Origin of the sequence: Vibrio sp. 10N.261.52.C2 (assembly GCF_041471425.1) — a bacterium.
GTDB lineage: Bacteria > Pseudomonadota > Gammaproteobacteria > Enterobacterales > Vibrionaceae > Vibrio > Vibrio crassostreae_C.
The window spans coordinates 88,160-101,649 of sequence record NZ_JBFROH010000016.1; the positions used below are offsets into that span (position 1 = coordinate 88,160).

Here is a 13,490-nt window from a genome sequence, read left to right on the forward strand (position 1 = left end):
CATAACGACTAATTCGTTAAGCGACTGCCTAAACCACTCACTCGCTCTGTTTTCACCTTAATCCCACGCTTCAACACATTTGTATCGCTGAACATCATCAGTCGTTTCTTCGCACGTGTAATACCTGTATAGATAAGCTCCCGCGTTAAAATAGGGCTGAAATCTGGCGGCAAGATCATTAAGGTCAGATCAAATTCACTACCCTGAGATTTGTGTATAGTCATTGCATAAGCCGTTTCATGATCGGGCACTCGGCTTGGTAGCACAGCTTTTACGCTGCCATCGGGCAACTCAAAATAGACCTTCAAACGAGGGGTTAAGTCAGGTTGACTAGAACCCGCCTCAAGCATACAGATACCAATATCACCATTGTACAAACCCAAGCCATGATCATTTCGCGTCACCATAACAGGACGTCCGTGATACCACAGCTCATCATTATGAGGGCTCACCAAACGCCTTGCGGCCAGTGCTCTTTCAATTCTGTGGTTGAGGCCTTTAACACCAAAATCCCCTTCACGAATGGAACACAACAGTCGGCATTGGCTGAACAAATCGAGTACCGATTTCGCTCTCGCTTCTTGAGTTTCTAACTCTTCCAACGGCACATTCATTCTATTGAGGTACGCACCATACTCGTTAACCAAAGTACGCAGCATCAGGTTATAGCTGTCACTCGACAGAGGGTGGTTTTCGATATCGCCAAAACCTTTGGCAAACACTTGGTCTACTTGATTCGCAGAACCATTATTGATTGCTTTTGCCAGCTGACCGATACCGGAGCGCGCATCGAAACGATAACTCTTCTGCAGCATACACAAGCTATCCGCAATCGCAGGCGGATTCACCGCTCCAGCTTTGTCTTGTCTTGGTTTAGCTATCGCATCAAAACCTGTCATCTCTGCAATCAAATTGCCTTGCGCTGTGCTGTACCCTGCAGAGTTGAATGAACAGATATCACCGAGCACAGCACCTGCCTCTACTGAAGCGAGTTGGTCTTTATCACCCAATAAGATGAGCCTTGCGTGCTCAGGAAGTGCATCCATCAGCTTATACATCATCGACAGATCAACCATTGAAGCTTCATCCACTACCAAGATATCAAGGTGGAGTGGATTGCGTCGGTTATGCCTAAACTCAGCACGGTTAGGAATCGCGCCGAGTAATCTGTGTAAGGTGCTCGATTCGGTCGGTATGTTGGCTTTCACTTCAGGCGCTAATGGCAGCTGTTCAATTGCTTTACCGATCGACTCGGTTAAACGCGCCGCCGCTTTACCCGTTGGTGCCACTAGCTTAATCGTTGGTGTTTTACCTTGGCTGAGAGATTGCTCGACCATCGCCGACAGTAATTTGGTTACCGTGGTTGTTTTACCAGTACCCGGCCCACCAGAAATCACCGCAAAACGACGACTCAGCGCCACCGCTGCCGCGACTTTTTGCCAGTTCAAACATGCCGATAACGGCACCAAGTCGTCCAACACATCTAAGTCCGTCACCTGCTTAGCTTGTACAATCGCTTGGTCGATTGATCCCCAATCTAAAGCCTGCTCATTCACAATATCAAGATGGTCACACACCAATTGTTGGCGTAATACCTGAGACGTCTGCTGATTTGCTTCAGCCCTGGCTAAGGCGTTAAACAGAAAATGATAGCTACGTGCAAAAAGCAGATTGAGCGTTTCAGTCAGCGCTTTTTTCTGCTCAGTATTGAACTCTACCGGCTTACTTAAACGGTTTAAGGTCTCAGCCAACACAACTTCGTAGTTCCAATAACGCTGTAAATAGACACGCTGCCCATCGAACATTAGAGGCTTAACACAATCGTTGGTCGTTCCCACTAAGTTTGATGATTGAAGCACAGCCACCCAATCAATACCCAACAGTTTTTGGTTCAATTGCAGTGCAGTTTCACCGTATAACCCAAGTAACTGAGCAAGATCTGCCGCTAGTTCAGGGCCTGTCGTATGCTGCTGTATAAGCTGAGTACAAATGTGTCCTTTGCCTAATTCATGGCTCACTACCCCCGCGAGAAAGCCGATCTCTTGAGGGTAGCTCGTGGCTTGCTGAGCAAGAAAACGGGCAAATTGATAATCCAACTGACGAATAGAACCCTTATCCGCAAGAAACTGGAGTACATCCATCAGTTGCTCAGGAATAAGTGAAACTGGCTTTGCTGTGTTCGCAGTATCTATGCCGGTATTAGTGGTCGTTGTTGTCATTATAAAAGCCCCATCTGTCCAGTTTCATCGTCATTCAATTGTGCCGAACGTCTGTCTATCACTTTACCGTCAATCAATTGATCCATTTCATCAAGTAAAGCCAGTGTTGGTTTCGCCGAGAAAATACCTTGCTGAGATTGGCCGTCCATTCCTCGTAAGAACAAGTAGTACACGCCACCAAAATGTTGTTCGTAGCTGTAATTGGCAACGCGGCTGCGTAAGAAACGGTGCAACGCCAATGCATAGATTTGATATTGCAAATCATAGCGATGGTCGGCCATCGCCGATTTCAATGCCTCGCCATGGTAGACAGCAACATCATCTCCTAAGTGATTCGATTTCCAGTCGAGTACATAGTATTTACCTTGGTGCTCAAACACCAAATCGATGAAGCCTTTCAACATACCTTGCACGGTTTGGAAACCTAGATCGCCCGCTTTGGCTGACAATGGATCGTGATATTGAATGGTTTGATTCAGTTCAGATGCAGCCAATACTTCGATCGGCAGTAAGAATTCCATCTCAACTAAACGTTGCGTCGAGTCTTTCTCGCTTAGCTTTAAGTTCTTGCCGTCTAATGCGGTGTTCAGCACTGTATCGACCAGTTGCTGAAGCACAGGTAGCCACTCTAATTCATATTGCTCTGATTCTAATAAGTGAGTGATTACTTGCGTGTTATGTTCACTGGTTGCTGGCTCGGTAAATTCAACCTCCTCAAACAAGGTGTGTAAGAAAGTACCTGGGCGAGCACCACGAGGGAACGTAAAGATAGAGCGTTCAGGCTCAATCAACTCAGACTCATCCTGCTCATCAGCCGAGTCAATATCAAAACCAGACACCTCAATGGTCGCGTCATGGCTCGCGCCGTGACTGCCTTGCTTTACAAGCCCCGAGTAACTGGTGATACGCCAAGCTCGGTCGATTGAAGCCTTGAGTTCATTAGCATGTAAGTCGTCACTCACTTGCTCTGTTTGTACAAACACCTGTTCATGAGCGGTTGGTGTTTCGGCTAACAGCACACTTGAATTTTTGCCTTCAATTGCCGTTAGAGCTTGATGCAATTCGGCAATACCCTGCTCTTGTCCGTTTTGAACCAAGTAGCCCATCGCACTCAAATGCACGCCTGTCGGTTCTTTGGTTGAACGCCCTTTACGCAGTGGCGCTATACCAATAAAACAGCCATAAACCGCACGAGTCAGCGCTACATAAACCAGGCGCAAATCTTCCGCTAGTCGTTCTTTATCGGCTTGCGCTAAGGCACTGTCGCTGCCAGTAATATCGAGTACTGTGGTGTCTGAATCATGGTCGTAGAACTTACCTTCACTCGCTTCACGATAGCTTGCAACGAACGGCAAAAATACTAAGTCATATTCCAAGCCTTTCGATTTATGAATGGTAACGATTTGAACCAAGTTTCTTTCTGATTCAAGGCGTTGAATGTCGTCGTCACTGCCACCTAAACCATTTTGTGCATCTGAGATTGCTTCAGCCAGCCAACGCAACAAGCCATAGTCACTGTCGAGTTCTTGTCTTGCTTGTTGCAACAATTCGCCAATGTGCATTAAATCAGTGAGTGAGCGCTCACCATTTTCTTCTTCCAGTAAGCGTTCCGCGAGATGTCGTTTACTGATCACGCTGCGAAGCATTGGCAACACGCCGCGCTGAAGCCACAACTTACGATATTCTCTAAACTCGTTAACGACGTTTTCCCACACCACTTCATCGTTGTTGAGTTCATCCAATGATGCGGCATCCAGAGCAAACAACTCCGACGCTAAACTGGCGCGTAATGCTCGGTCATTTTCAGGTGTCAGCACCGCCTGCAACAAACGTTGAATATCTTGTGCGACCAAGCTGGTGAACACACTGTCTCGGTTGGATAAATACACGCTCGCAATGCCTTGTTCCGACAACGCGTTCTTAATCAGACGACCTTCACTACCGGTTCGAACCAAAACAGCAATATCACCCGCATTCACGGCATGTTGTTTTTTGCCGTTATCAAAATAGGCTTGTTGATTTTGAGAAGCGGTCAGAATAGTTTGAATTTGACTCGCTGTCGCTTCTGCCATTGCCTTGTGATATTCACCTTTCGGCAATGGCTTATCTTCAGCCTCTTGCAGCCAAAAGGTAAGTGCGTGCTGAGTTTCTCCGTTCATCACCCATTGGCGTTTGTCGGCTGATGGACTGGCAGCAACGGGCAAAAATGGAATGTCTTGATCGTAGATAAACGGGCTGTCCGAATTCATAAACACTTGGTTTACTGCACTGACCATATCGGCACTTGAGCGCCAGTTAGTGCCTAAGGTGTAGTGAGCACTAACTTGGTTTCTCGCCTTGATATAGGTAAAGATATCTGCGCCACGGAAGCCATAAATCGCCTGCTTTGGGTCACCGATCATAAACAAGCCGCACTGCGGATTATCAAGATAGATTCGGCTAAAAATACTGTATTGCAGTGGATCGGTATCTTGGAATTCATCGATCATTGCAACTGGGTAGAGTGTGCGAATTCTTTCCACCAGCAAGGACTGCTCATCGACATCAATCGACGCAGATAACTGAGTCAACAAATCATCAAATGATAACCACTGCTTTTGCTGTTTCGCCTTTGCTAGCATAGTTCGACAATGGGTAATCGCATGTGCCAGCAATGGAGCTTTCAAGTCGGCTGGGTGATTTAAGAAATCTTCAATCGCTTCGAAAACGGCATGCTGAGGTGCGACGCCTTTTGGTGTTTTTTCAATTAACGTTGCTTGTGAGAACTTCTCTAGTTTATCTGGAAACTGGTAATCATGAGTGTCGCTCTGCGCCCATGCTGTCACAGCTTCTAACCATGTCGGCAGAGATTTCTTAGTGTAGCTACGCTTGTTCACATCCGAAGCAGAGATCAAAGCCAAAAAGTCCGCTTCGGATTCACACCACAGCGCTTTAAGTTGCTTCACTTTATCTAGGTTTTGGTTGTGCAGAGTTTGCAAGTCGCCCGACATCGCATCTACCGTCAATTTCAGCGGAGATCCTGTCAGATAACGATTTACGTCTGCTAATAATGCAGCCGGTGAACCCCAGATATTACGAACCTCACCAGCCAGTTGAATGGGCAGCGGGTAAAACTGTTTACGCCAATAGTCAGCAACTACTTGTGCTTTTAGGTGGCTTTCATCGGTCACAAATTCGTTATCAAAGCGGCTTCCAGACTCAAAAGCATTTTGAGTCAACATTCGCTGACAGAAACCGTGAATGGTGTATACCGCAGCCTCATCCATTTGTCTTTCAGCGTTAAGCAGAGTTTTAGCCGCGCCAGCATGATCATCGATGGCTTGTAACAAAGGCGCAATCACTGGGTCGTCACTTTGCCCACGTGTAAACGCAATGCGTGCATCATGAATACGAGCACGAATACGATCTCGCAGCTCAGCCGTAGCTGCTTCAGTAAAGGTCACCACCAGAATTTGGTCTACGGTTAGCGGCTCATGGTGTCGAGTGGCTTCAGTCAGATCACCTTGTGGAGCGGCCGTGCCATGCCCGAGCAGTAGGCGTAAGTACAAGCCAGCGATGGTAAATGTTTTACCTGTACCCGCTGATGCTTCAATTAAACGCGCGCCATGAAGTGGAAACGTCATGGTATCGAGTGTCTGTGGAGCGATTACCTGAACACTGCTTGTGGTCGTCATGCCTTACTGCCTTCTGATAAATATGTTGTTACAAATGTGACCTAGCGTGGAAAACGTCATTCAATTTACGTCCTACGCTGATTTGTTAATAGTTAGTGCGATCTCTCTCACGGATCAATTCGGATCGCCTCGCTACTATGCGCCCACGAGTTCAGGAGCGCGTACGAGTTTTGTACTTTACGGCGTTACTTTGAACCACAGAATAATGGTCCCTCTGACCTGTGGCCGTACAGCGAACGCCCTACACTAATAATGATTTACTGGCGGCCACTTTATTTCCTGTACCTTGCTTCTATTCACCTTGATTCCCTTCATCTTGAAAGCAAGCGTACCAAACGCTTACCAGCGACTCTCTTTTGTCTTTCATTAATTCAGCGCACTCGCTATTGATCTTGTCGATCACAGCCACCTACTCCTGATCTTCCAGATCGGCAGCAGCCAACCTTGCCGCCTGTAGCACAAGCGTTGAATACATACGCGACTCAGTAGCCAATTCATCGTCCCATTTAGACCAGATTCGCGAGATGTAGGTATCTCTACCCTCGCCCGTGAAGGCGAAGCTGTCATTAAAGGTATCGGCCATTTTCTTGAGTGACTTTTCTTCATCATCGACCCACTTACCACGGCTAAAGCCCGCTTCAACACCAGCTAATGCCGTTTTCGGGAAGTATGGCAATGGTGCAGTCATACCTTGATAAAACAGTCGTACTAACTGAGCTAATATACTCTTCGCTTGCTGCGCATCGCCGATAGGTTGTAGCGTTTGGTGAACCACGCCCTCTTTTCTGTCATAGCCAATAATATGGGTCGTTTTTCCGTGTCCCATAACAGCGCAGGATAGATGATCAATCCACGCAGCCAAGTAATCTTGAGAGCGTATTTTGCCGCTACGGAAACGCACTAGACCTGATTGATAGTTTTGAGTTAACCACCCCATCAAGCGAACAGGCTTACCTTCGCCTAACACGTCAAACTCGATATTCACTTCGAGATCTTGCTGCGGTGATCCGCTCACAAATCTAATCTCTTTGGCTAAGTCTTCCGCTTGAACACGGTTGGTTTCAAATTCGATGTCACCAAAGGCGCCGACCGGTAATCGACCTTGGGCTTTTTGCTCAGAGACAAACAGTCGCACCGCTTCGTCTGCACCTTCTGGGTGGTCCAGCAACACTTGCAGCAGCGCATCTTTAAGCTGGAAGCTCTCTAGTCCATTGAGTACGAATGGCTCATCGTCTTCCATTACAGGAAGTGGCGGTTCAAACACCACTTTGAGACGGCGATTAAAGAAGTACTGCACTGGCAAACGCCAAAAACGCTGTAACTCAACCAGGTCCAATTCCAACGGGTACGTTGCCCCCAACAAATAGTCATCCAATGCACGATTGAATTCACCACTGCGCTCACCAGAACGATTTGCCGCAGGAAGCCATTCTTTGGCGTAGCTCAATACATGACCTGCATCACCTTGCGTAAAGGCTGCTGGGCTAAATGGTGTCATGGTGTGTTCAAAGCTGATTGCTTGAGTCAGTTTGATACCAGAATCATCACTTGGTAACGCTTGATCTGCACTTAGGCAGTAGTTCTGGTGGCAGTACTCAATCAACTCAGAAACCAATACCGACGGTACTCGCTCAGTATTATCTTGAATCGAGCGGCCGACATAACTGATGTATAAACACTCTTGCGCCGACAACATCGCTTCTAAGAATAGGTAACGGTCATCATCACGACGAGAACGATCTCCCGGACGAGTGCGTCCGTTCATCAAATCAAAACCTTCCGGCGGCATTGAGCGTGGGTAAACACCGTCATTCATGCCTAATAGACAAACAGTTTTGAACGGGATAGAACGCATCGGCATCAGGGTACAAAAGTTCACTTGCCCCGCTAAGAAACGCTGACTGATACGCGCACCCGACAGTTTATTGTTTAAGTACTGATAGATAATGCTTAGCGATAGTTCTTGTTCGAACAAGGCATCATCAAGCTGTTCATTCAGTTGAGAAAGTGCATCACGAATCGACTTAAGCACCACCTCGCCTTCTAGCTCAACGGCGAAGAAATCATCAATCATTTGCAGCAAGGTTTCACGCCACATATCGATGGATTGCGTCTCATCAAGGCGTTGACGGTAATGGGCAATACGATCAATAAAGTGCGCTAACTTACCAGCAAGTTCGGCGTTAATGCCCTGAACTTCGTTATAAGCTGCAATTGGAGAGTGTCCAGTTTCAAACAAACCTGCGGAATCCGACATCGCATAACCCAGTAACATACGCTGGATACCAAATAGCCAAGTATTTTGCTCGGTGGCAGGCAAATCAAACTCTGTTGCCGTAGAAGAATCGACGCCCCAGCGGATACCCGCTTCTTCAACCCACTGCTTAGCTTGTTCAAATTGAAATTCATCAATACCGAAGCGTGCCATCATCGCTGGGATTTCTAATAGCTCTAGAAGTTCAGAAGCTAGACAACGCGTGTTCGGTAACGCGACCAACTGCATGAACGCGGTCAGAATTGGGCTCTCTTGGTCTGCCGTTCTATCCGAGATCGAGTAAGGGATATAACGCTCACCCGGAGCATTACCAAATACCGCCTGAATAGCAGGGCTGTAAGCATTGATGTCTGCCACCATCACAATGATATCGCGTGGTTTTAAGCTTGGATCAGCATCAAACATCGCTAACAACTGGTCATGGAGAACCTCCACCTCGCGCATTGGGCTGTGACAAGCGTGTACCGTCAACGAACGATCGCCCAGCTCAACCACTTGTTTGTGGTTGCTGGAGTCTAAGATGTGATCGTCTTGGTGCTCTTCTAACTCAAGAATATCGGCTTGCAGTTGATGCAGCAGGCTGTCTCTCTCGACATCAATAAAGAACTCATGCTCTTCGCTGTCTGATTGAGACAGCAAGAACAGGTTATCTCTGCCCAGTTTACCCATAGACGCCAGTAAGCTATTACCGACCGCTTGGCTGGTATGCAGTTCGTCTTCAATATTGGCTTCAATGCCATCTTTTAATGGTGAGACTTCGCCTTCTAGCTGAGGTAAACCATCAACCAAAGCAAACTGCTTACGACGCTGCGCTTCCACTCTCGCCAAGTATTTACGGTCACGAATATCGCCCCAGTAATGTTGGCAAGGGTTGGTAAACATCAGGTGGACATCAATCTGCTCGCCAAGCGCTTTCAATGCGTCCATATAACGAGGAGGCAGTGACGAAATACCAAACACAAACAGACGTTTCGGCAGGTGTTGTAACTGGCCTTGTTGATTAGCTAACGCTTCAATGAAGTCGTGATACAAGTTACCACGGTGATATTTCGATTGGCCTTGAGAGAGCGTTTGCTCGTAGAGTGCCTTCCACAAAATCGGTTGCCAAGGGTGCTCTTGTTGCCCTTCACTATCAATCAATTCTGCAACGGGTTCTCCCGCTTCCCACATCGCCATCCACTCAGGTCGATACACCAAGTAGCCATCGAAGATGTCGGCAATTTTCTCTGCCAATTGGTACAACTTCGAATCATCTTCGTCGTTTTCAAGGTAGCGTTGTAGAGGTAAAAAATCAGGGTGGTCAAGCTTAGCGGGTAACAAACTCATCAGCTTCCATGTCATCGCTTCCTTGTTAAAAGCACTGCGTTTAGGTACATCAGGAAGCACTTGGGTAAACATATCCCAAATGAAGGTTGCTGGAAGAGGAAAGTCTATATTTGCTGCTACACCAAACTCTTTGGCGAGTTCCATCTTAAGCCATTGAGACATACCTGGGCTCTGAACCAAGATCTGCTCTTTTTCGAAAGGGTTGGCTAAAGGATCACTTTTGATTAAATGAACGAGAAGGATTTTTAAAGTATCGACTTTATTGGAATGGTAAACAGTAAACAAAGTGCACTCACGCTAATCTTGCCACAATATAAAGCCAGATTAGCATAAGTGCCGTGTTTGGATGAGGAATATAAGCTTATGAAATACCGAAAGCTTAAGGTCCGTTTATCTTTTGAACTATTGCCCTTTACAATCTGCCCGCTACCGCACTTAACACACGGTGAGGTTTGTAATTCATGTAATAACGAACCGCCACATAACCCACTACAAACGTTGCCACAATCAATTCTAGATACGCTAGGCCAAACACTTGATTGATGTAATGCGCTTCAATACCTTGTGCTTGCATCCACGCAGCCAGTTTGAACAAGGCTGTTGCACCAATCACGATTGGGAAGGTAAACGCTGCATAACCAGGGCTAAATGGAAGACGAAGTAGTTTGAAAAACGCCATATAGATAATGAACGTCATCAACACTGCAATACCAAATAGTAAACCAATGATCACAGGTGAAGGGTTAGCAGTAACGGTTAAGTAACCCGCCAAAGATAGGCTTGCCGGTGCTGCCATAATCGCAATCGTTGGTTTTGCAGCATCTGGCACTTCGTGAGAGAAGATCAAACGGTAAACCATGATTGGTAGCATTACTGCGTAAACCAATAAGCCGAATACCAAAGTCGCGTTCGCTACTGGCTCTAAAACTGGATTACCAGAAAAAGAAACGTCTGCCACAATGATACCGATTGGCGGCACAAACCAGCTTGGCACCATGTGGTGAATCTCAAAGTTTTTAGCTCTGTAGTACAAAAAGCTCGTTAGAAACACAACATGCAAAGCCACAGAAGCCAACCACATAGCTTCTTGTAAGAATTGAGAGATTGGCGCCAAAGACGCTGACACCACCATGCACCCCATTGCAAATGTTGGTACCACACTGCCGACAACAGGGTGAGCAAGATCTTCACGCAATAGGTGACCATGAATCAAAAATTTCACAGCTAAAACAAGAAGTAATACCGCCGCAATGCCAGCACTGATCCACTGCACCAAACCCGGTGTGTGTAAGATACCTTGTGCGACTAGAACACCATCCCAACACCAGCCTAAGCTTGCAATTGCGAGTGCTAACCCTGCCATGGGTGTTGGAGCTCCTGTTAATCTATATTTAATACGTTGAATCATGTCAGCCTCTCTTAAACCTAATTCACTAAACTTGTGAACTCATCAGCTTGTTGAAGCCATAATACGCTTGCGCTTCGTTAAACAATATCCAATTATATATAACAAGTGTTCATCAATACTGAACAGAATCCATTTTCACCAGCAGAGTAAAACTAGGAATCTGATGGCTAATATTTCAATAAAACAGCTCAAAGTGTTCGTCACTATTACTCAGCACTCGACATTGACTGCTGCCTCTGAGGCTCTGTTTCTGTCTAAAGCTGCGGTCAGCATGGCACTAGGCGAAATGGAGAAACAACTCGGCCACTCTCTATTTGACCGGGTCAACAACCGATTAATTCTCAACCAAGAGGGACATAAGTTACTTCCATTGGCGGATGAAATATTACATCGTGCTGCTGGTATTGATGTTTTGTTCCGTGATGATCAGCCTTTAAGTGGCAATCTAAAGGTCGGCGCGAGTGACACGATTGGTAATCAGGTCGCACCGTTTATTTTGTCAGGCTTTCGCGAACGAACTCAACATCAGGATCAAAGCTTGTTCATTTCAAACAGTGCACTGATCTGCCAAAAGTTGGTGGATTATGAACTGGATATCGCGCTAATTGAAGGAAAAACATTACACCCTGAACTCATTTCGAGTCAGTTTAGCAGCGATGAAATGTGCATTATTGTTAGTAATCAACATCCTCTCGTTGCCAAAGAAAAAGTGATTTTAAGCGATTTAGAAGACAGCCATTGGATTTTACGTGAATCAGGCTCAGGGACTCGCGAGTTTTTCCTTCGTGCCGTCGCACCGCGCATCGAACATTGGTATGAATCTTTTGAACTCAACACCACAGAAGCAATCATCAACTCTGTTTCTGCCGGTCTTGGCTTTGCCTGTTTGTCTCGTTTAGCTGCTCAGCGAGCGATCGATTCAGGCCGAGTAAAAGCGCTTAATGTGCCACTTGATATGAAACGCCGATTCTGGATGCTGGTCCATAAAGACAAATATCAAAGCCCACTGCTGAAATCTTTCATGAGTTATTGTGAAGACTGGGCGGCACATCAAGATTGAGGCCGCATAGTACGGGCTCCAACTGGACTTTTAACATCAGAAACTGTATAAAAAGCCAGTAAAATTTATCAAACTTAGAGGATTAACCATGGCTGTTATCGTCAAGTACGTGGTGGAACGCAACGGAGAAGAGAAAATGACTTTTACCTCTAAAGCCGAAGCTGACGCATACGACAAAATGCTGGATATGGCTGATGAGCTTTTTGAACTGTTAGGCAAAAGCGATTTAGTTGAAGATGAAGGCAAGCAAGAAGAACTTGCAATGTACCTAGCGAAGAACAAAGAAGAAGTTCTTTACGCATTAGGTGCTAAGCGTAAGCCAGCTCCGAAAAAAGCTAAGAAGCTTGAAGCTGTTGAAGACGCAGAAGAAGATGCAGCTTAACTAGCTGATACCTTTCTAAAAAACGTCAATGACGCCTCTAATCAGAGTTCGTTATTGGCGTTTTTTTATACTTATCGAAATATAATGAAGCTTGTTTATAGTCGAAATCGCTCTAAACATTCGCTTGCATGAAAGTGTGAGGAAGATCTAATCTATAGCCATCAGGTGATGGGGTTCCACCTAAGCTTTTGCTTCAACCGCCCGTTCTTTCCGAACAGTGCTAATGACTCCTACAGAATCGAAAACAGGTAATACTGTTGGACGTATCGCTATTCCTCCATTTTGAAATGGACTTAGTCTATTAAGACCAAGTTCCATGACACCTTTGGATTATCGATACTCAAGATCTGTAGTGAATTAGCCGCACCTCTTCCAACACGTCCTGTTTTCTCAACGCCCTAGGCCTTAAATGGCTCTATAAGTGAGAAAACATTATGCACTACTCTTCAGAAATTCAATCAATGTGCCCTATTCAAAGGGGTGATCTTCACAATTCAGCTCCAATTCCAGTTGAAGGCGCAATGGTTAGCCCAAAAGATGTCATCGCTATTTCTGGCTTAAGCCACGGTGTTGGCACTTGTGCACCACAACAAGGTGCTGCAAAACTGACTCTTAACGTAAAAAACGGCATCATCGAAGAAGCACTCATCGAAACGATTGGTTGTTCAGGTATGACTCAATCTGCCGCGATGGCTGCGGAAATCCTCACCGGAAAAACCATTCTAGAAGCGCTGAATACTGACTTAGTATGTGACGCGATCAACGTAGCGATGCGCGAAATCTTCCTGCAGTTTGTTTACGGTCGAACTCAGTCGGCTTTCTCTGAAGGTGGCCTAGAGATCGGCGCAGCACTAGAAGACTTAGGTCAAACACAGCGCAGCCAAGTTGGCACCAGCTACTCAACCGCAGCAAAAGGCGTTCGTTACCTAGAGCTTGCAGAAGGTTACGTAACCAAGCTTGCACTTGATGATCACAGCGAAGTGATTGGCTACGAATATCTCAACCTCGGCAAAATGATGAAGGCGATTAACCAAGGCGTGCCAACGAATGAAGCGGCCGACCTTGCGATAGGGACCTATGGCCGCTTCGATGAAGCCGTGACCACTATTAACCCACGCCAACAGTAATTTTGCCAATTTAGAGGAA

At 46.2% G+C, this 13,490-nt stretch carries 7 protein-coding genes and 1 riboswitch; of the genes, 3 read left to right on the top strand and 4 right to left on the bottom strand.

The window, feature by feature from the left end:
* Positions 1 to 8: 8 nt before the first annotated feature.
* From recD to AB4307_RS06135, 4 genes are all read right to left on the bottom strand, one after another.
* Positions 9 to 2,219 carry an exodeoxyribonuclease V subunit alpha gene (gene recD, locus AB4307_RS06120; RefSeq protein ID WP_372131425.1) on the bottom strand — a complete coding sequence of 737 codons (2,211 nt, stop codon included), beginning with the start codon at positions 2,217 to 2,219 and terminating at the stop codon, positions 9 to 11.
* Complete coding sequence (gene recB, locus AB4307_RS06125; RefSeq protein ID WP_372131427.1) at positions 2,219 to 5,893, bottom strand: exodeoxyribonuclease V subunit beta; 3,675 nt, start codon at positions 5,891 to 5,893, stop codon at positions 2,219 to 2,221. Before recB ends, recD begins: the two co-directional genes overlap by 1 nt.
* Positions 5,894 to 6,302: 409 nt before the next feature.
* Entirely contained in the window at positions 6,303 to 9,779 is a 3,477-nt protein-coding gene (recC, locus tag AB4307_RS06130; RefSeq protein WP_372131429.1) for an exodeoxyribonuclease V subunit gamma, read from the bottom strand.
* A gap of 127 nt (positions 9,780 to 9,906) precedes the next feature.
* Positions 9,907 to 10,902 (bottom strand): TDT family transporter, encoded by a 996-nt coding sequence (locus tag AB4307_RS06135; protein ID WP_524540945.1) that lies wholly within the window; start codon positions 10,900 to 10,902, stop codon positions 9,907 to 9,909.
* A gap of 163 nt (positions 10,903 to 11,065) precedes the next feature.
* Here AB4307_RS06135 and AB4307_RS06140 point away from each other — a divergent pair, with 163 nt between their 5' ends.
* From AB4307_RS06140 to AB4307_RS06150, 3 genes are all read left to right on the top strand, one after another.
* Positions 11,066 to 11,962 (top strand): LysR family transcriptional regulator, encoded by an 897-nt coding sequence (locus tag AB4307_RS06140; RefSeq protein ID WP_017059889.1) that lies wholly within the window; start codon positions 11,066 to 11,068, stop codon positions 11,960 to 11,962.
* A gap of 88 nt (positions 11,963 to 12,050) precedes the next feature.
* Positions 12,051 to 12,344, top strand: coding sequence for a YebG family protein (locus AB4307_RS06145; RefSeq protein ID WP_008223840.1), 294 nt, complete (start codon positions 12,051 to 12,053; stop codon positions 12,342 to 12,344).
* Positions 12,345 to 12,499: 155 nt separating this feature from the next.
* A riboswitch (Fluoride riboswitch) is annotated at positions 12,500 to 12,584 on the top strand.
* Between the two features lie 194 nt (positions 12,585 to 12,778).
* Complete coding sequence (locus tag AB4307_RS06150) at positions 12,779 to 13,471, top strand: iron-sulfur cluster assembly scaffold protein (protein ID WP_372131431.1); 693 nt, start codon at positions 12,779 to 12,781, stop codon at positions 13,469 to 13,471.
* Positions 13,472 to 13,490 lie beyond the last annotated feature (19 nt).